The following is a 21,809-nucleotide window of genomic DNA, read 5'->3' on the forward strand; positions in this document are numbered from 1 at the left end:
GCTTTCTTTATATACTGATAAGGGTGTTGGCCTGTTTCTCAGGTCGCACCCTATATTCACTTAATACTGTTTTGATCATGAAAAAGGCAACTCTTCTTCTGATTTTTATTGTTTTATCAATAACGGTTTCGTGGGCACAAAATCCACTGATAATGGATGAGTTTACTGCTGACCCTTCAGCCCGGGTATTCAATGATAAGGTATATGTTTATCCTTCACATGATATCAGGCTTGATTCCGGACGGTTTGCCAACTGGTTTTGTATGGAGGATTACCATGTTTATTCTTCCGAAAATCTGACTCAATGGGAGGATCACGGAGTTATTCTTAGTCAGTATGATGTGTCTTGGGTGGATCCGTCAACTTATAGTATGTGGGCTCCCGATTGCATTGAAAAAAACGGGAAGTATTATTTTTATTTTCCTTCTACTGCCAAAGATAAGTCAGAGGGTAGAGGACGAAGGGTAGGGGTGGCTGTTGCTGACTCCCCGGAGGGGCCTTTTATCCCTCAGGAGCAACCAATGAAAGATGTATTTGGCATTGATCCCAATCCATTTATCGACAGAGATGGTCAAGCCTACCTTTATTGGGGAGGTGGCGAAAAGCTGTACATGGCAAAGCTGAAGGAGAATATGTTGGAATTGGCCACCGAACCACAGGAAGTGGTGGATCTTCCTGCAAAATTTAAGGAGGGACCGTATCTCTTTGAGCGCAACGGAAAGTATTATTTTACTTTTCCTCATGTGCCCGAAACAACCGAACGCCTGGTTTATGCCATGGGAGACAGCCCGATGGGGCCCTTTGAATTTAAGGGAGTGATTATGAAAGAATCTCCTGTTGAGTGCTGGACCAATCATCATTCCATTATTGAATATCGTGACCAATGGTATTTGTTTTATCATCACAATGATTTGTCTCCTGATTTTGATAAAAATCGTTCGATCAAAGCAGATAGTCTGTTTTTTAATGCTGATGGAACCATTCAGGAAGTTTTACCAACATTACGTGGAGTGGGGATCACACCTGCTTCCGCCCGTATTCAGACAGACCGGTACAGCCTGGCTGAAGGAGAGAATGTCAGTTATGAGTTTGTTGATGATACAGATCCTCACCAGGGTTGGCAGGTGCATTTACCTGAAGAAGGTAACTGGATTAGTTACAATAAAGTGGACTTTGGCACAGGCGAATTTGAAGAACTCATAGTAAAAGGATATGCAGAAAAAGGCGGAGATTTTGAAATTCGATTGAATGCGCCGGATGGTCCTCGTTTGACGGATGTTGAGTTTGACAATGCGGGTGATTACCAGTTAAAAAAGGTAACACTTTCCGACTTGCCGAAAGGGATTCATGATTTATATATTTTCAATGCCGGAGATTCGGAATTAGTATTAGATTGGATTCAGTTTAAGTAGTGTTTGTCTATAAAGTTCAACTTCTGCATTGTTGCTCAAAATCTAAATTTTCATCCCGATTGTGCTTTTTGTTGGTTTTTTGTTCAAAAAATCTTACAAAAGCTACTTCGGGACTGCGGTTTAGATTTTTCACACGCCTTGAATTTGAACTTTCTGGTTCAAACACGTCAAAACCGCTTAGTTTATGGACAGAAACTAAGTAGAATAACATAAAACAAGATATTTCTAATTAAAACCAATTCGAGATGAACAGAAAGAATCTACTCATTGCATTGTTTTTCGCTTTTGTTTTGGCTTTACCTGCCGGTGCCCAGAATAAAATGAATCTGGATTTTAACAATGCAGAACAGACCATCAATAAAAATATTTATGGTCATTTTGCCGAACACCTTGGCCGTTGTATCTATGATGGAATCTGGGTGGGACCCGATTCTGACATTCCCAATGTTAACGGTTATCGTAAAGATATCCTGGATGCTTTGAAAGAACTGAACATTCCGGTTCTTCGCTGGCCCGGAGGTTGTTTTGCCGATACGTATCACTGGAAAGATGGCGTAGGGCCGAAGAGTGAGCGTCCTAAAATTAAGAACTATTTCTGGGGTGGCTCCATTGAAGACAACAGTTTTGGTACACATGAATTTCTGAATCTTTGTGAGATGATAGGTGCCGACCCATATATTTCTGCAAATGTGGGTAGTGGAACTGTTACCGAAATGGTAGAGTGGATAGAATACATGACTTCAGATGAGGATATTCCTATGGCCAACTGGCGTCGCGAAAATGGTCGTGAAGAGCCCTGGGATGTTAAATTCCTTGGAATTGGTAACGAGAGCTGGGGCTGTGGAGGCGATATGCGTCCGGAGTATTACAGCGATCTGTTGCGTCAGTATTCACTCTATGCCCGACTTTATGGTGAAGGTAAATTTGAGCGTGTCGGTTGCGGAGCCAATGGCAGCGACTACAACTGGACAGATGTGCTGATGGAGAGGGCTGCCAGAAATATGGATGCACTTTCGGTGCATTACTATACCATTGCAACAGGAGACTGGAATAATAAGTCTGCTGCCACCGGTTTTGGTGAGGACCTCTACTTTAGCGGTCTGAAAAATGCCTTGTTCATGGATGAGTTGGTTACAAAGCACTCCAACGTCATGGATAAGTATGATCCCGAAAAAAATCTTCCGCTTTTGGTTGATGAGTGGGGGATCTGGACCGATGTGGAACCCGGAACCGAACCCGGTCATTTGTTCCAGCAAAACTCTATGCGTGATGCCTTGATTGCTGCTGTAACTTTTAATATTTTCCATCAGCATGCAGAGCGTGTCCAGATGGCTAATATTGCCCAGGTGGTAAATGTTTTGCAGGCCATGATCCTTACTGAAGACGATAAGATGGTACTGACTCCAACCTACCATGTTTTTAATATGTACAAGGTGCATCAGGATGCAACGTATATTCCTGAGTTGCTTCAAACCGTTAGCTATGAGGTGGGTGGAGAAGAAATTCCGGCTGTAAGCGGAACCGCCTCAAAGAAAGATGGAAAAGTGAACATCAGTCTTAGTAATCTGGATGCAACAGAAGAGCAGGTAATTGAAGTAGATGTGGAAGACGGAAATCTCACCAGGGTATTGTCCGCCTCTGTGTTGACTGCTCCGGACTTTAATTCTTACAACTCATTTGACGAACCGGAGACGGTAAAACCTGTTGAGTTCTCTGATTTTAAAATTAAAAAAGGTGTGTTGACGGTAACACTGCCTGCACATTCGGTTGCCACCCTGCAACTGCAATAAGATTTTTAGTAAAACGTGAGAAAAGCCTCTTCGGATTTTCCGGGGAGGCTTTTTTTAGTATGGAGAGTTATCTGAAAAGTTGTATTAAGTAATATGTTTCCGCCCGGTCACTCTTCTCCTGTGGAATATTATTGTTTTTGAATGATTGTTTAATGGAGGATTTTTTCTAATGTAAGTGTCTGCCTCTTAGGTGTGTGTTCAGTTGTTGGGGCTTCCGGTCTCCTCTTAAACATAGTTCAGAGGGAATATTTTTTTTTGGGTTCTTTGATTTATATTTACATTTTTGTAGTGTAAATAGGTGAATGAATGACTCAGGAACAGATTTTTATTAAACAGCTCAAACAAGGAAGTATTCAGGCTTTCAATGAGTTGTTTTATCTTTATTCATCTCGGTTGTATGGTTTTGGCTATAAATATCTGAAATCAGATTCTGATGCCGAAGAGCTGGTTCAGGACGTCTTTCTTAAGATCTGGAAAAACCGGGAGAAAATTAATGAGGAGGAAAACTTTCGTGCTTACCTTTTTACCATTGCCTTTAACCAGATACGTGATTATTTTAAGTATAAAAGTGTTTATGTGGATGTAGAGGAGTTTCAACAATTCGAACCTCGGGATAATACTACGGAAGCTTCACTTACCTTTCGCTCAGTTCTGGACCAGATTACTCAACTACTCCAAAGACTTCCGGAGAAGAAGCAACGTATTTTTCATCTAAGCCGATTTGAAGGTAAGTCAGCTAAAGAAATCGCTGAGATTGTTGGTGTTACCTCCAAAACCGTGGATAATCAGATTTCTGAGGTGATAGGATTTTTGAAAGTTCATCTTAAGAAATCGGGTTTTTTGTCATTGCTTTTCTTCTATTTATTTCTGCTTTAGGGTACTTCTAAGCAAGGGATGTTGGTAAGGCTTTTTGTTATCAGGCATTTAGCCAGGTTGCGCCAGCTTCAATTCTTCTTCATGATTGATGTATTTCTTAAAAGAATAAAAAAAATGTGATTTTTTTTCGGGAGATTTTGGTTTTAAAATGGTATTACTTTTAAAGGCCTGGCAATTTTCCGAATGAAACGAGTCCCAAATGTTCGGGACGAGTTCTATCAGACCAATAACTTAGTCTTATTTTATACAAATGAAACGAGCATGGCAACGATTGCCTCAAAAGAATATGTATAAGTTCTTGCATGCGAGTTCCATCCGACCTTAATTAATAAATTTTATACGGATGAAACGAGCATGGCAACGATTACCACAAGAGAATATGTATAAGTTCTTACATGCGAGTTCCATCAGACCAATGATTTAGTTTAATTATATACTGATGAATAAAAAGCAACAACAAATATTTGATGATTATCTCGCTGGCAGAGGAGACAGATCATCAAAGCGCAAGTTTTTTCGGCTGTTCAGGGAGGAGTCAGGCATTTCTGATTTGAAGAAGCGTATGGCAGAGGATTGGGATGCAATCTCCTTTACGAACTCTCATAAAGATTTATCTCCCATCCTGCAGAAAATTCATTTCTTGATTAGATCTGATTCGGAGAATGCCTCCGGTCCAAAGAAAATGACAAGGGCGTTGAAATTATTTGCCAGAATAGCTGCCGTTCTGCTTCTGCCACTTTTGGTCATAAATGCTTTGCTATTCTTCTTTGCTGAGAAGCCTGAATCGGAACCGACATTGGTGGAAATTATTTCCCCATTGGGAGCCAGAGTTAAAACCGAATTGCCTGATGGAACCATTACCTGGTTGAATAGTGGTTCTGAATTAAGTTACTATATCCCTTTTGAAAACAGGAATGTCCAAGTAAAAGGCAATGCCTTTTTCGATGTAAAAAGTGACTCGTTACACCCCTTTACAGTCAGAGGAAACAATGCTGAAGTGAAAGTTTTAGGGACTCGTTTCAACGTGGAAATGTGGCCCGAAGAAGATATTGTAGAGGTAGTTCTGGAAGAAGGTGTCGTGGAATTTAAACCAGATCGGTGCGAACAATCATTCCAAATGACACCAGGTGAACAACTGGTCTTTGATAATGAAAAAAGAAAGCTAACCCGGAAACAGGTTGAGCCTGAAATATATTCCTCATGGATTGATGGAAAGTTATTGCTTCGGGGAGAAAATATGGTTCGAACAGCCAGAGAATTGTCACGCTGGTTTAATGTGGATGTGGTTGTGGAGGATAGCACCATTTATGATTACACCTTCAGGGGGACGTTCAAAGACGAAAAACTTGAAGAAATTTTGAGATTGTTAAAACTGACTTCTCCAATTGATTATGTAATTGAGGATAATAAGCAAGATAGTGCAGGCAATTTTTCGAGAAAGAAAGTAATCATTCAACATCAATAAATTGAAAAATTTATGAATGTCACTTCTAAGTTAAACAGTAGTTAGTTTCGTGAACTTTTAAAAGATTTGTTTTTAAAAAAGGGGAAAAGGAAGCGGCAACTTCCAAATCCCCAATGTTGTACTTAAAATCATTACAAAGCTATGAAAAAAATTCCTAAGAGAGGAATAGGGAACAGGTGTGCCCTTACTAAAACCTATCGTATTATGCGAATCACACTCTTCTTTTTACTAGTCGGTGTTACCCAGTTGTTTGCAGAGGTATCTTACGCTCAGGTCAAAATGCTTACTATTGATCTCGAGAATGTAAAAGCCGAAACGGTTCTTGATGAGATTGAAAATCAAAGTCAGTTTTATTTTCTGTATAATGAGAAATTTGTTGACATGGATTTTGACACTTCTGTGAAGTGTTCAAAAGAGAATATCTTTGAAGTTCTTGATGCTCTTTTTTATGGTCGGGATATTTCATATAAAGTAGTCGACAACCAGATTATTCTTTCAAAGAGAAAAGATTCTTCGGAAGATGTCCCGCAATCTGAGAAAATTATTACCGGAAGAGTGGTTGATGGTCAGGGGGAACCGATTCCCGGAGCAACCGTTTCTGTAAAAGGAACTACTCAGGGTACCATTACTGATGTAGAAGGGAATTATTCGCTTAAAATTCCTGGTGATGCTGATGTTTTGTTGTTTTCTTTTGTTGGTATGGAATCCAGAGAAGTTGCCATAGGCGATAAAAGCCAGATCGACGTTTCCCTGAGAGAAGACATGGTTGGCCTGGATGAGGTTGTTGTTGTCGGATACGGGACACAAAAGAAAGTCAACCTTACTGGTTCAGTGGCCAGTGTTGATAGCAAGTTGATGGAAAATCGTCCCATGAGTAATGTCTCCTCCGGTTTATCAGGTTTGCTTCCGGGAGTGTATGTGAACCAGGGAAGTGGTATGCCCGGAGGTGACGGAGGGACCATTCGGGTGCGTGGAGTAGGTACCTTAAACAATGCTGCCCCGATGGTTATTGTTGATGGGGTGGAATCAAGTATGGATGAGCTTTCTTCCGAAGATATTGCTTCCATTTCTGTGTTGAAAGATGCTGCATCTGCTGCTATTTATGGTTCAAAAGCTGCCAACGGAGTTATCCTGATTACGACAAAAACCGGAAAAAGCGGGGAGCCAATGGTGCGATACTCTGGTGACTTCGGTTGGCAGGCTCCCACCGATTTGCCTGAATATCTGGGGTCTGCAGAATATGCTTCGTTGTACAATCAGGCCTTGCAGGTCGAAGGGAAAGATCCGCGGTTTACAGATGCAGATATTGAACTTTTCCGTAACGGGCAGGATCCTTACGGCCATCCAAATACCGATTGGCTCGATTTACTTTATGCCGGGTCAGGCTTTCAGACATCGCATAATGTATCTGTTTCCGGAGGTTCAGAAACATCTCAATATCGTTCTTCCGTTGATTATCAAAAGCAGGATGGTATTGTGGAACATACAGGAAAAGAACGATATAATGTCCGTACCAATTTGAAGAATGATCCTTATGAATGGCTGACAACAAATGTCAATCTTTCTTATACCCGTCAGACCTTGACACAGCCTAATAATGCTTATGTTGGCGGAGGACTGGATCAGATTATTCGTCAGGCGTACCGTATTGCTCCCTGGATTCCCTATAAAAATGAAGATGGTACATATGCTACCATATCTGATGGTAACCCCATTGCCTGGCTTGATCAGGGGGAACAAATCCATACAAAACAGAATTATTTTCTGGGAGTAGGGTCACTTACTTTTAAAATTTTTGAGGGCTTTACGGTTAAAGGTACTGCTTCGTTGCGTACTTACAAGGAAGATAAAAGTTCTAAAAACAAAGAGATTCAGTATAATGAGTCTAAGTACCATGGACCCACATCTATAGAGCAATTACATGTAAATACCGAACGAATTACAGGCGATGTAGTTGCCAATTATGACAAATCAGTTGGTGGACACAATTTTGCTTTAATGGCAGGATATCATGCCGAAGCATATGATTATAAAAGGACACGTGCTTATCGGGAGAATTTTCCAAGTACCATGCTAGATGATCTTGACGGCGGCTCATCCAAAGGAATGGTTGGCGAAGGTTACACCCGGGAGCTGAACATGATTTCATGGTTTGGACGTGTAAACTATGATTATCAAAGCAAATATCTGTTTGAAGCTAATTTGCGGTACGATGCATCCTCCCGTTTCAGTGAAGATAACAGATGGGGAGCCTTCCCCTCTTTCTCGACGGGATGGCGGCTGTCGGAAGAAGATTTTATGGAAGACCTGGAATCAATAGATAATTTGAAGTTAAGAGCATCATGGGGAATGTTGGGAAATCAGGCTGCATTAAATTCCTATTACCCTACCGTTCCAACTTTGTCTTTGGGACTTGATTATCCTTTTAACAGCAGTATTACCTCCGGAGCAGCAATTGTTTCTGCTAAAAACCAAGATCTGGTGTGGGAGAAAACGACTTCATGGGGAATTGGAGCCGATCTTACTCTTTTTCACAAATTGAATTTTACTGTTGATTACTACGACAGGAAAACCACAGATATTATAATGGCAGTTCCTTCTCCCGAAACGTTTGCACTGTCCGGGTTTTATGATAACGTAGGAGAAATGTCCAATAAAGGGATTGAATTTACGTTTCAGTACAATGATAAATTCGGAGATGTAGGTTTTAACTTTGGAGGTAACTTCGCTTACAATAAAAATGAATTGTTAAAGCTTGCCGGACAGGATCAGATTATCAGTGGAAGAACCATACGGCGAATAGGAGAATCTGTAGATTCTTTTTACGGGTATAAAACCAACGGGCTTTATCAAACAGAAAGCGAAATTGATGACTGGGCAGAAAATACCTTATATAACAGAAGTGAGCTGAAACCCGGAGACCTCAGGTATGTTGATGTTACGGGAGATGATAAGGTTACCAGCGACGATCGTACCATTCTGGGAAATTCGACACCTGATTTTGTTTATGGTTTTAATGTGGGGGCAGATTATAAGAATTTTGATTTCCTCGCGATTTTCCAGGGAACTCTGGGTGGATATGGATATATGGATTTTGATGCTATTGGTACCGTAAACGGAGATGCATCCAAGCCTTCGGCAATTTGGGCCGATAGCTGGACCTCTGACAGACCAAATACTTCAGTGCCTCGGGCCATCGCCAACTTATACGGACCGAGTATGCCCCAGAATCAAACAACCGAATACTGGCTTAGAAGTACCAATTATCTGAGACTTAAGAACCTGCAAATTGGATACAATATCCCTAAAAATGTTCTTTCAAGACTTGGTGTTTCAAAAGCACGCATATACTATAGCGGCCAGAATTTGTTTACGGTTACTGATTATCTGAAAGGATGGGATCCCGAAGCTCCTTCAGGAAGAGGAAGCGGTTATCCTGTTGTTATGGTAAATTCTTTCGGAGTTAATGTATCATTTTAAAAGGAAAAAGAGATGAGAAAATATATAATTATCTTAGTATTTGGGTTTTTAACTGCATCCTGTGGAGAATCTTTCCTGGATTTAGCACCAAAGGATGCCTTATCTCCTGCTACGTTTTGGAAGTCAGAAAGCGATCTTGAACTTGCCCTTACAGGTTGCTATTCCGGTTTTGAAAGTGGTGACTGGTTGATGTATCGTGAATGTGGTTCTGATAATGCATTCAACAATTTCCCCTGGGAAGGTTGGACCAATATAGGGAATGGGACCTTGTCTGCTGCAGATCCCGGAAGTAGTTATTTTAGTTACACCACCATTTATCGTTGTAATGAACTAATTGCCAATGTAAGCACTATGGATCTGGAGGCATCAACCCTGGAGGTATATGAGGCTCAGGCTCGTTTTATCAGAGCGTATAAATATTACCAGCTTGTAATTAATTATGGTGATGTGCCGCTTGTTACAGAGAATTTTGGTTCTCCCGAAGAAGCTAAAATCCCCAGGGATTCCAGAGAAAAGGTTTTGACGTTTATCCAGGATGAATTAAAAGATATTATTGAAGTTCTGCCTGAAGCATATTCATCAGATGATTTTGGAAAAGCAACCAAAGGAGCTGCCCAGACCTTGTTGATGAGAATTCATCTTTATTATGGAGAATACGAGAAAGCTTTGACAGTGGCCCAAAGCATTGAGGGGTATAGTCTGAATTCGACCTTTTCCGGTGTTTTTAGTCCTGATAATGAGCAAAATGACGAAGCTATATTATCCGTTCAGCACACGCCGGATATGTATAGTATCGACTTTACACCTTACCTGCCCAATGGTTCCGGAGGTTGGTCATCAGTAGTTCCCACCCAATCGTTGGTTGATAGTTATGAGATGGCGAGTGGATTGACTATTCAGGAAGCTGAAGAGTTGGGGCAATATGATCCTCAAAACCCCTTTGTGAACAGAGATCCCCGCTTGCGTGCTTCCATTATTTACCCGGGACAGGTATGGCAGGGAGATGTCTATAGTTCTGTGGAGGAGGGAGATGCAAATTATTATCAAACCGCTGATAATGCATCCAAAACAGGATACAACTTCAGGAAATATTTAAATTATCTGGATGCTTTTCCGGATGAGCCTTACTGGAATTCAGGGTTGAATATCATCGTTTTCCGTTATGCCGAAGTTTTACTTACCATTGCGGAAGCCAAAGTGGAGTTAGGGGAGATTGATGATGAATTATATGCTGCCTTGGATGCGGTTAGACTTCGCGCAGGAATGCCTGCTGTGGACAGGACCAGATATAATACTGTCGAAAACCTTAGAGCATTGGTGCGCAATGAGCGTCGTGTAGAATTTGCCATGGAGGGATTGAGAAGAGATGATATTATCCGTTGGGAAATTGCAGAAGAGGTGATGAATGGACCATTGTATGGGACAAAACTGGGGGCTGTTCTGGATTCAGAACAGGATAATGGCGATTACAATGTACAATTGACTGGAGATCCCATATTTGTTGAAACCAGAAAATTTGAAGCACCGAAGCATTATCTGTTGCCGATTCCCCAATCAGCTATCGATAAAAACCCCGAATTAAAGCCCAATAATCCAGGTTACTAATAGTTTGTTGATATAAGAGAGCTCGTGATCTTTATGAGTCTTCACGAGCTCTTTTCTTTTAATCATCTTATTGTTGAACGATATAAAAACAAAAGAAAAATGACCAATCGCAGATCATTTCTAAAGAACATAGCAATAGGTTCAGGGGTTATTGCTGCATCTCCGGTAATCAATGCCTGCACACCGAAAGAACAAAGTGAGAAAGCACATATTAAAAGGGCTTCGGAGAGAAAGCCCAAAATGCATTTTAACATGTGTGGTTACCGCGCTCCTAAGCTGGACACGGTACGCATTGGTTTTGTTGGAATTGGTGACAGAGGAATCGGTGCCGTAGAGCGAATGACTCATATCGAGGGCGTTGAAATAACGGCTGTTTGTGATACGCGACAGGCTGCGATGGATGGAGCTCAGGCCAAGCTTGTGAAAGCGGGGTTGCCCAAAGCTAAAGAATTTACCGGAAGTGATACTGCTTTTAAAGAGTTGTGCGATAGTAATATTGTTGATCTTGTATATATTGCAACTCCCTGGGAATGGCATGTTCCGGTAGCCATTGCTGCCATGAAAGGGGATAAACATACTGCCGTTGAAGTGTCCACAGCTAAAACCATGGATGAGTGCTGGGAAATGGTTGAAGTTTCCGAGCAAACCAGAAAGCATTGCGTTATTCTTGAAAATTGTTGTTATGATTTTTTTGAATTACTGACATTAAACATGGTGCGTCAGGGCGTATTTGGAGATTTGATTCATGGGGAAGGTGCTTACATTCATGATTTGGATTATTGGCATTTTAATAAGCCTCAGGATAATAAGCCCGGAGGCGATGGAGCTTATGACAAGTTGTGGCGCCTGCACGAAAATACACGGATGGCTAATGTTTATCCAACTCATGGTTTAGGCCCTATTTGTCAGGCCATGGACATTAATCGCGGTGATCGGATGGATTATCTGACTGCAATGATGTCGGATGATTTTACCCTGGCCAATCGCATTAAAGAATTGGCTCCCGATCGCCCCGACTTACGACAATTTGTTGGTAAAGAAATGCGGGGTAATATGGACATGCAGATGATTCGCACCGTGAAAGGACGTACCATCATGATTCAGCATGATATCAGTTCGCCACGTCCATATTCTCGTATTCATATGTTGAGCGGAACAAAATGTTTTGCCCAAAAATGGCCGCTTCAGCACATTGCCTTTGGACATAATGTGGCCGACGAAGCAAAAATGAAAGAACTACAGGAAAAATATACTCCTGAAATAGTCAGACGTGTGGGTGAAATGGCTAAAAAAGTAGGTGGCCATGGTGGAATGGATTTTATTATGGATTGGCGCCTGATCGATTGTCTCCGAAATGGCTTGCCGGTGGATATGGATGTTTATGATGCTGCTGCCTGGAGTTGTATTACTCCTTTGAGTGAGTGGTCTATTCTTAATGGTTCTAAACCCATCGATATTCCTGATTTTACAAGAGGAGCGTGGAAGACCAATAAACCGATTGACCTTTCAATGAAAGAAGGAGGCAATACCCGGGTTCGAAATGTTGTTTCGGCGGATTCCAAGAGCCAGTTAAATGTGCATTAGCCTGGTTTCTTGACTTTGTCAATCTTTGATTCATGAATAATCGTTATTGATGATTGGGGAATAGATCAGGTTAGATTGTTGTTGAAAATTAATGTTTTAAGTTGATGAGAAATTCGTTGTTAAGTATATTATTATTCGCTTTTTTCGGAGGCGTTTCTTATGGTCAGGAACTTCCTGACTGGGAAAACCCATTGGTGGTTGAGCGAAATAAGGAACCCGGAAGGGCGACATTTACCTCCTATCCAACAGCAGAGGAAGCTTTGGAAGGAGGACAATCACCTTTTTATAAATCGCTGAACGGAACCTGGAAATTTCATTTTTCTAAAAATCCAGCTGAGCGTCCATCCGATTTTTATGAACAGTCGTTTGATGTAAGCAAATGGGACAATATTCAGGTTCCCGGAAACTGGGAGGTGGAAGGATTTGGCATTCCGATTTATGTCAATCATCCCTATGAGTTTGCAGATGCCCGAACTCCCATAACCGAATTACAAAATGGTCCTGAGCCTCCGAGAATACCCCACGATTACAATCCGGTGGGTTCGTACCGTCGCACATTTGAGATCCCCCAAGATTGGGACGGGCGTCAGGTTTTTATCGAATTTGGTGCTGTAAAATCAGCATTCTATATCTGGATAAATGGAGAAAAAGTAGGATACAGCCAGGGCAGTAAGTTACCTTCAGAATTTGACATCACATCTTATGTGAAGGCAGGAAAACAAAATACCGTTGCAATGGAAGTGTATCGTTGGAGTGATGCCAGTTATCTGGAATGTCAGGATTTTTGGCGTATCTCGGGGATCGAGCGCGATGTGGCCATTTACAGTCAGCCCAAAACCCGTATTCGCGATTTTGAGGTGGTTTCAACGTTGGACGACAGTTACAAAACAGGAGAATTGGATCTTTTTGTTGATGTGGAGAACCATTTGTCAGCCAACCAAAACATCACCGTAGCTTTTGAAGTGGCAGAAGATCAGGGGACTGTAGTTGCAAAAGAATCTTTGGTAGCCGTTCCAAAAATGAGCGAGGTAACTGTTAATCTGAATGCCGCCATCGAAAACGTGAAAGCATGGAGTGCTGAACATCCAAATTTATATCACCTCACCATTCAGTTGATCGATGAAGATGGGACGGTTCTTGAAGCGACATCCCGAAAAGTAGGATTTCGTTCCGTGGAGATCAAGCGTGGTCAGCTTCTTGTGAACGGTGTCCCTGTAACTCTCAAAGGGGCTAACCTGCATGAGCATCATCCCGAAACAGGACATGTGATGGATGAAGATATGTGGATGCGGGATATTGAACTCATGAAACGAAACAACTTTAATGCAGTTCGTTTGGCTCATTATCCACAGGCGGAGCGGTGGTATGAGCTTTGTGATCAATATGGTTTATACATCGTGGATGAGGCTAACATCGAATCACACGGTCTTTATTACGGAGAAAACTCTCTGGCAAAGAAACCCCTTTGGGAAAAGGCCCATGTGGAGCGTATGACTCGTATGGTGGAACGCGACAAGAATCATCCGTCGGTTATCATCTGGTCTATGGGAAATGAAGCCGGAAATGGTGTTAATTTCTATGCCGGCTACAAGGCCATAAAGGAACTGGATCGCAGTATGCGCCCCGTTCAGTATGAGCGGACGGAGGTGGGTAGTAGGTTTGCTCTTGATTTTGAGTGGAATACAGACATTATTGTGCCACAATATCCCGATCCGGCAACATTCGAATGGTTTGGGAAGAAACTGCTCGACCGTCCTTTTATACCTACCGAATATGCCCATGCAATGGGGAACAGTATGGGAAATTTTCAGGACTACTGGGACATAATTAATCGCTATCCGCAACTTCAGGGTGGCTTTATCTGGGACTGGGTTGACCAGGGCATTCGTTCCACCGACAGTGAGGGGAATGAAATTTTTGCTTATGGCGGCGATTATGGAGAGAATATGCCCAGCGACGGAAATTTCCTGCTCAATGGTATTGTTGATTCTGACAGAACCCCACAGCCTGGTCTTTTTGAAGCCAAAAAGGCGCACGAGTGGGTGAAATTTCATGCCTTGCGATTGAATCAGGATGTTGCCAAATTGCTCGTGGAAAACCGTTACGACTTTACCAATCTTAGAGCATTTGCTTTTCAGGCCATGGTCAAAGCAGATGGAAAGACATTAAAAACAATAGATCTGCCGCTTCTGGAAACCCCTCCTCATGAAGGAGAAACCGTGACCTTCGATATTTCGGGTGTCGATGTAGAACCGGGGACAGAGTATTTTCTTGAGATTCAGGTAACCAACCGGCAGAAGAATGGTTTGATTGGCCGGGGGCATGTTGTGGCACGCGAACAGATTAAATTGCCGTGGAAATCTGACCATGAACCAGCGAATTTCTCCAATGGTACCGTTGATATGGAAGAAACCGGGGATGCGTTTGTTTTTAAGGCAGGAGAAGCTCAATTATCCATTGGAAAAGAAACAGGAACTATTGTAAGCTATCGCTTCAAAAAAACCAACCTTTTGACAGCGGAAGGCGGTCCGAGGCCAGATTTCTGGAGAGCACCTACCGATAACGATTTCGGGGCCCGAATGCCACAACGTAACATCAACTGGAAAAAGGCTACCCGCAATCAGCAAACAGAATCAGTTGATCTCAGCTCCCTGGAAAATGGAGAGTATCAGGTAACAGCAATCTGGAACCTTCCTGATGTGGGAACCCGGTTTCACACTATTTACACCATTCATGGAAATGGCAGTGTGACCCTGGAAAACAAAATGGAAGCCTCAGATTCTGAAAAGAGTGATTTGCCACGCCTTGGGATGGTACTTACCATGCCCCGTGAATTTGATCAACTTACCTGGTTCGGTCGGGGAAAATGGGAGAACTATGTGGATCGTAATGTTTCATCGTTTATCGGGCTTTATACATCTGATGTTGCTGATCAAATGGTTCCTTACGAGCGCCCACAGGAAAACGGAAATAAAACCGGAATTCGCTGGGCAGCAGTTACCAATTCAAAGGGGGTTGGATTGTTGGCTGTTAGTAAGGAGCATCCTGCCGATGGATTCGAAATGACTGCAATGCCATACCTGACTGCGGATTTTGATGCCCGCGAAGGATATGAGTACGGGCCGGTGCATGAAGAGCAAAAACATATTGCTCAGGTAAAGGAACGCAATCTGGTACGCTGGAATATTGATTACGGACAACGGGGAGTGGCAGGTGTCAACAGCTGGGGAGCACAACCTTTAAAAGAATATCAAATTCCTGCAACGGAAAATTATACCTGGAGTTTTACCCTGATTCCGGTTACTGAAAATAATACCGACTATCTGACAGGAAAAAGCAAGCAGATTTCTGTTGCAAAATGATGAAGGTAAATTATAACATAACCTATTAATATGTATTTTCCATGGCCATAAATCTTTTTCTTATGGCCATGGAAGTTTTAATATAAGAATATGGGTAGATGATTGGAAAGCTTGCATTTTTTAATTTTCCATGAATGCATAGGAGTAAAGGATGGATACCTGCCTGAGGGGAGCGGTTTTTTTACTTCTTTGGAGAAAAAAACCAATCGATGTACTGAATTTTGGAAAAGTTTTAATTCCCAATAGTCCGTTAAGCTTTTTCAAAGCTCTGGAAATTAAATCTTTAAGCTTAAATAAATATTTTAGTAAAATCAAGAATGTCAATATTTTACGATTTTCTCTAATCTCTAACTTCTAAAATCTAACGATCTATTGAATTCGTATTACCAAATTATAATCGCTATGACACCAGAACAAATAACCAACCAGTTTTCTATAGATGGTACGGTTGCTACCATCAAACCATTTGGCAATGGTCTTATCAATACAACCTATAAAGTTCGGACAAGTGAGAGTGATGCCCCAAACTATCTTTTGCAAATTATCAATCATCATATTTTTCAAAATGTTCCTGAACTGACCCGCAATATAGAGCGGGTTACCAGTCACATTCGGGAAAAACTTGAAGCGCAGGGTGCCGGTGATATTGACCGACGCGTTTTAACTCCTGTTAAGACCAATGATGGCGAGGGGTTCTATAAAGATGATGAGGGCAATTACTGGCGTATGTTTCTTTTTATTGAAGGAGCCCATTCTTACGACCAACTTACCAATGTCAAACAGGCTGAGGCGGGAGGTAGAGCCTTTGGCCAATTTCAAAAGCTGGTTTCTGACTTGCCGGGAGACCCTCTTTACCCTGTTATTCCCGGATTTCATGACACCGAGATGCGCATAAAAAATTTTAAAGAGCGTGTGAATGAAAATCCGGTTGGAAGATTGGAGGAAGTTCAACAAGACGTGAATTTCTTACTTGAACGGTCAGACGAATACAAGAAAATAATTCAGATGGGTCGTGAAGGGAAAATTCCGCAACGCATTGTTCATCAGGATACAAAGTTTAATAATGTGCTGCTGGATGAAAATGATGAGGTTCTTTGCGTGATTGACCTGGATACAGTAATGCCCGGTTATGTTTGTTATGACATAGGTGATGCCATTCGTAATGGTGCCAATACGGGCAAGGAGGATGATCCCAATCTGGACAATGTGGGGATTGATATGGAGCTTTTCGAAGGTTTTATTAAAGGTTTTCTTCAGGAGACTCGGGATATTTTATCTGCTGAGGAGAAAGCAACCCTGGCCTTTGGAGCAAAACTGCTAACTTATGAGCAGACAGTACGGTTTCTGGATGATTACCTGAATGGCGATAAATATTATAAGATTGAATATGCGAATCATAACCTGGTCAGAGCCAGAGCTCAAATGAAGCTTCTGCAAACAATGGAGGAGAACTGGAATGCTATGCAGCGTATTGTAGAGGAACAATGATTCAGCCCGGCTGAGATTGATTTATATACCTTAGAAACGTAAGAAAAGCCTCTTCGGATTATCCGGGGAGGTTTTTTTATCCAATTGTCCGAATTGTTATTTGAAGTGCATTTCTTTTTTAGTATTTTGAGGAAACCTCAAATATTGTTATACAGCAGGATGTAAAAGCATTGAAGGATAGTGTTTTTCAGAATACCCTGATCCATGAAATGGTTTATGATGGTTGTATGCCATTAATTGTTGTTCCGAAATAAAACAATCAAAAAAGAACAAAAATTCTGTGAGGAGTTTAACAAAAAGTTTATTTTACGGTTAATTTAGCAGAGGCCTGCCAAGCTCTTCCCGGGGGAATAAAGGGTCTCCATTTATATGTAGTTAATAACCAGGACGGAAAGGGAACTCAGATGCTTTTGACAATAGAGAATATACTGCTAATAGGGTCTTTGATGCTTTTTGTGAGCATTATTGCCGGAAAAACCTCCTACCGGTTTGGCATCCCTACACTGTTGCTTTTCCTGGCCATCGGGATGCTTGCCGGTTCCGACGGGATTGGTCGGATTCATTTCGACAATCCTCAAATTGCTCAGTTTATTGGCGTTGTTTCTCTTAACTTCATATTGTTTTCGGGAGGGTTGGACACCAACTGGAAGTCGGTAAAACCCATATTAGGGCAGGGAATTGCTCTGTCCACGTTGGGGGTGTTGCTGACAGCGTTGTTGTTGGGGACATTTGTTTGGTTCCTGACCGATTTTTCCATTTATGAGAGTCTTTTGCTTGGTTCCATTGTTTCTTCGACCGATGCAGCTGCTGTATTTTCTATTTTACGATCCAAAAGCCTGGCCCTTAAAGCTAAGTTGCGTCCCACCCTGGAGCTTGAAAGCGGAAGTAACGATCCAATGGCATATGTTCTGACCATTGCCTTTTTGTCCCTGGTGGTAAATCAGGATAAAAGTCTGATTTCCATAATCCCCATGTTTTTTCAGCAAATGATACTGGGTGCTATCGCCGGTTTTTTGTTTGGCCGGATAAGCAAGTTTGTGATCAATAAGATCAAGCTTGTTTTTGAAGGATTATATCCGGTGCTGATGATTGCTTTGATGTTTATTACCTTCTCCACCACTGATGCCTTGGGAGGTAACGGGTTTTTAGCTATTTATATCAGTGCTGTTTATTTGGGCAATCAGGATCTTATACATAAAAAAACCATAATGAAGATGTATGATGGCTTGGCCTGGTTGATGCAAATAATACTCTTCCTGACATTAGGATTGCTTGTCTATCCATCCCATGTTTTTCCAGTGATGGGGATCGGATTGCTGGTTTCTCTTTTTTTAATTATTGTTGCTCGTCCTGTAAGTGTGTTCATCAGCCTGATGTTTTTTAAAATGAAGATCCGAAGACGCTTATATATCTCGTGGGTAGGATTCAGAGGAGCTGTACCTATTGTTTTTGCTACCTATCCACTGCTTGCAGGTATCGATCAGGCTGAAATGATTTTTAATATCGTATTTTTTATTTCTGTTACCTCTGTGATGATTCAGGGCACTACCCTGACGGTGGTTGCCAAATGGTTGGGTGTCGCCCTGCCCGAACGGGTAAAGCCCATCTCCGAAACAGAAAAATTTATTTCAGAAATACCAAAATCGGCCATGAAAGAAATTTCCGTGGCGCCTGCCTGTTATGCTGTTGACCGGCGTATTGTGGATTTGGGCTTCCCTAAAAGCACTATTATTGCTATGATAAAACGGGGAGGCAGGTATATCACTCCGAGTGGCTCAACGGTTATCGAACCAAATGATACGTTATTGATCTTGTCGGATGACGAAAAGAGCCTGAGAAATATTCAGGATTATCTGACAAAACCCGGGAAGTAAGTGATTTCTTAACAAAAGATTGCTTTGCCAACAATGACGCACTTTATTTTAATGGAATGGGATTGGCAGATTGCAGGACCGTTGAGCCGTTCTGCAATCCGCCAATCTTCACTCTCTCATTCGGAGATTCGGTTGTTGCGGGGGCTATGCACGAAGAAACCTCAAATGACAGAAATGTATCCTTAAATTATTGCTTTTTTCTCTTTTACTTAATTCTAAGTGAATAAACCTGATTCTTCTCTGTTTTAAAATCGTATAAAAAGGTTTCAGGCAATGAGACAGCTTTTTGAGGAGCTTTTTCTGAGATAAGAGGTGTTTTTATTTGCGGTTTTTCAAAGAACGGATTGGGATTCTCTTCTTTTGCTCCTTCTAAAGTAATGTTACCGGAAATTTTCATTTCATTGGGGACCCGGATTCTGCAATTACCACCCAGTGTAGATTTGATTTCTGCTTTAATTAGGTGACCATTTGACCATTTGAAACTGACTTCGAAACCGCCGGGTGTTCTCAAACCGGTAATTTCCCCGTTTTGCCAGTCATCGGGCAGGGCCGGCAGAAAGTGAATGGCGCCGTCGTGACTTTGCAACAACATTTCCGCAATACCGACTGCACATCCGAAGTTTCCGTCAATCTGGAAAGGAGGGTGGGCATCCAGCAGGTTGGGATAGGTACCACCACCTTCACCGGAGTTGTTGTCAGTTCCAACAAGCGTGAGCTGGTCTTGAATCAGCTTCATTGCATGATTACCATCGAGCATGCGGGCCCAGAAGTTTACTTTCCAGCCCATGGACCATCCGGTGGATACATCACCACGATGTTTCAGGGTTGTGCGGGCTGCTTCAAATAACTCAGGGGAGGAATAGGGTGAAATTTGGTTGGAGGGATGCAATCCGTAAAGGTGTGAAATGTGACGATGTTTATCATCGGGACTGTCCAGGTCTTCCATCCACTCCTGCAATTGCCCGTGCTTCCCAATTTGCATAGGTGGCAGCCGGTCAATGATTTTTTGAAAATCGTTGATTAGTTTTTCATCCTCATTAAGCAGGATGGCTGCTTTTTTTGTCTTTGTAAAAAGATCGAACAGGATCTGATTGTCCATGGTTGCTCCGGCAGTAACTGACGGACGACCGGCGGGTGCATTTTCCGGTGAGTTGGAAGGACTGACCACCAACCAACCGTTGGAAGGTTCTTCCACAAGAAAATCCTGATAAAACCGGCAGGCCGATTTCATAATCGGATAAACTGATGCCAGATACTCCTGATCGCCACTGTAGAGATACTTTTCCCAGAGGTGTTGAGTAAGCCAGGCACCACCCATGGGCCACATACCCCAGAATGCGCCGTCAACTACTCCGGTAATGCGCCAGATATCTGTATTGTGGTGAGTTACCCATCCGTTGCAACCATACATATTCTGAGCAGTTTGTGAGCCTGCTTCAGACAACTCTCTGACCATCTCAATCAATGGCTCGTGCAATTCCGGAAGATTGGTTTTCTCAGCCGGCCAGTAATTCATTTCGGTATTGATGTTGATGGTGTATTTACTGTCCCATGCAGGATTTGTACTGCCATTCCATATTCCCTGAAGGTTGGCAGGCTGCCCGCCCGGGCGCGAACTGGAAATCAGCAGATAACGGCCAAACTGATAATAGAGTGATACCAGCGCCGGATCATTGGTCTGCGAAAAGTTTTTGATTCTTACGTCTGTAGGCCGCTGTATAGCCGGAGTTGTACCCAAATCCAGCGACGACCGGGTGAAATATTTGCGATAGTCCCTGATGTGGGCTTCTTTGATTTCTGAATACGCTTTTGTTTGGGCGGCAGTAAGAAATTTCCGGCACTTTTCATTCTCATCAGCGGTTAATGTTTTGTAATCCACAAAATTGGTAGCCATAGATATTAGAATGACCACTTCGCTGGCATTTTTTACAGTGATTTTGTCTCCATCAGCAGATGTTGCGCCATCCGTGTTGAGTATTTTGGCGAGGGTATTGAATTCTACTTTTCCTTCGACTCCTTCATGAGTGCCGGAAATGCCGGTCATTTCGAGAGTGCTGGCATCTACCGCTTTGGTGTTCTTTGCCAATGGGCCGATTAGATTGGCAGTGAAAGACAGACTTTCCGGTCGGTCGGCAGATAACTTTACCACAATGATCTGATCGGGGAAGGAAGCAAAAATCTCTCGTTTGAAATTCACATCATCGACGGTGTAGGAAGTAGTGTGCAGGGCTTTTTCAATGTTCAGCTCCCGGTAATAGTTTGAATAATTCTCATGTCCTTCGAAAGTGAGGTTGAGATTGCCAATAGTCTGGTACATGGAGCCATGCAGTTGCTCTGCTACCATGTTTTCATTGATCATCTTTTCCGCTTCGTGGTATTGGCCGTTGAAAATCAACTTTCGCACTTTGGGCAAGGCCTCCAGGGCTTTGGGGTTATCGTTGCGTGACGGGCCGCCCGACCAGAAAGTTTCTTCATTCAGTTGGATGTTTTCATTGGCAGGATCGCCGAACACCATGGCCCCCAGGCGTCCGTTGCCAACGGGCAGTGCTTCATTCCAGTTTTCAGCCGGCTTGTCGTACCATAGTTTAAGGTCGCTTTCCTGTGGGGTGTCTTTGGTGCAAGCTCCCAGGAGGAGAAAACTAAAAGCAATAATTAAAATTTTTCTTAATGAATTCATGATTGATTGCATATCATATGATTTATGAGATTTGCCCTCTGCTTTCGCGGTATATTCTCGTCAGAGACGAATGGTAATAAGGGAAGAAGATTGCTTCGCATTGCTCGCAATGACTCTGTTTTATAGGGTTTAGCAGGGTCGGTGGGTAGTCTTCCCCTTCTGTTTCTTTAGTGGCAAAATCCTCCCCCTCGTTTCC

The 21,809-nt window shown here is 42.3% G+C and carries 11 protein-coding genes; 10 read left to right on the forward strand and 1 reads right to left on the reverse strand.

The window, feature by feature from the left end; all coding sequences use genetic code 11:
- The first annotated feature begins 77 nt into the window (after window positions 1-77).
- The 10 genes from BY457_RS13795 (at window position 78) to BY457_RS13850 (ending at window position 18,936) form a co-directional block, all read left to right on the forward strand.
- Window positions 78-1,412 (forward strand): family 43 glycosylhydrolase, encoded by a 1,335-nt coding sequence (locus BY457_RS13795; RefSeq protein ID WP_106153914.1) that lies wholly within the window; start codon window positions 78-80, stop codon window positions 1,410-1,412.
- 245 nt (window positions 1,413-1,657) lie between these two features.
- A complete protein-coding gene (locus BY457_RS13805; protein WP_106153916.1) occupies window positions 1,658-3,202 on the forward strand; it encodes an alpha-N-arabinofuranosidase in 1,545 nt (514 codons plus the stop codon).
- A 306-nt stretch (window positions 3,203-3,508) separates the two neighbouring features.
- On the forward strand, window positions 3,509-4,078 hold the full coding sequence (locus BY457_RS13810; RefSeq protein WP_106153917.1) for an RNA polymerase sigma factor: 570 nt from the start codon (window positions 3,509-3,511) through the stop codon (window positions 4,076-4,078).
- 439 nt (window positions 4,079-4,517) lie between these two features.
- Entirely contained in the window at window positions 4,518-5,543 is a 1,026-nt protein-coding gene (locus BY457_RS13815; RefSeq protein WP_106153918.1) for a FecR family protein, read from the forward strand.
- A gap of 141 nt (window positions 5,544-5,684) precedes the next feature.
- Window positions 5,685-9,023, forward strand: coding sequence for a TonB-dependent receptor (locus tag BY457_RS13820; protein ID WP_106153919.1), 3,339 nt, complete (start codon window positions 5,685-5,687; stop codon window positions 9,021-9,023).
- A 12-nt stretch (window positions 9,024-9,035) separates the two neighbouring features.
- Window positions 9,036-10,628 (forward strand): RagB/SusD family nutrient uptake outer membrane protein, encoded by a 1,593-nt coding sequence (locus tag BY457_RS13825; RefSeq protein ID WP_106153920.1) that lies wholly within the window; start codon window positions 9,036-9,038, stop codon window positions 10,626-10,628.
- A 99-nt stretch (window positions 10,629-10,727) separates the two neighbouring features.
- Window positions 10,728-12,212, forward strand: a complete 1,485-nt coding sequence (locus BY457_RS13830) for a Gfo/Idh/MocA family protein (RefSeq protein WP_106153921.1) — start codon at window positions 10,728-10,730, stop codon at window positions 12,210-12,212.
- 104 nt (window positions 12,213-12,316) lie between these two features.
- Window positions 12,317-15,574, forward strand: a complete 3,258-nt coding sequence (locus tag BY457_RS13835) for a glycoside hydrolase family 2 TIM barrel-domain containing protein (RefSeq protein WP_106153922.1) — start codon at window positions 12,317-12,319, stop codon at window positions 15,572-15,574.
- 402 nt (window positions 15,575-15,976) lie between these two features.
- Window positions 15,977-17,062 (forward strand): phosphotransferase enzyme family protein, encoded by a 1,086-nt coding sequence (locus BY457_RS13845; RefSeq protein WP_106153924.1) that lies wholly within the window; start codon window positions 15,977-15,979, stop codon window positions 17,060-17,062.
- A gap of 404 nt (window positions 17,063-17,466) precedes the next feature.
- The gene (locus BY457_RS13850) at window positions 17,467-18,936 is read left to right on the forward strand and encodes a potassium/proton antiporter (protein WP_106153925.1); all 1,470 of its coding nucleotides are present in this window, start codon (window positions 17,467-17,469) and stop codon (window positions 18,934-18,936) included.
- A 205-nt stretch (window positions 18,937-19,141) separates the two neighbouring features.
- On the opposite strand, the gene BY457_RS13855 is transcribed toward BY457_RS13850, so the two are convergent.
- Window positions 19,142-21,625 (reverse strand): glycoside hydrolase family 95 protein, encoded by a 2,484-nt coding sequence (locus BY457_RS13855; RefSeq protein ID WP_258176739.1) that lies wholly within the window; start codon window positions 21,623-21,625, stop codon window positions 19,142-19,144.
- Window positions 21,626-21,809: the final 184 nt, after the last annotated feature.

The sequence above is a fragment of the Marinilabilia salmonicolor genome (genome assembly GCF_003003035.1).
Taxonomy (GTDB): domain Bacteria; phylum Bacteroidota; class Bacteroidia; order Bacteroidales; family Marinilabiliaceae; genus Marinilabilia; species Marinilabilia salmonicolor_A.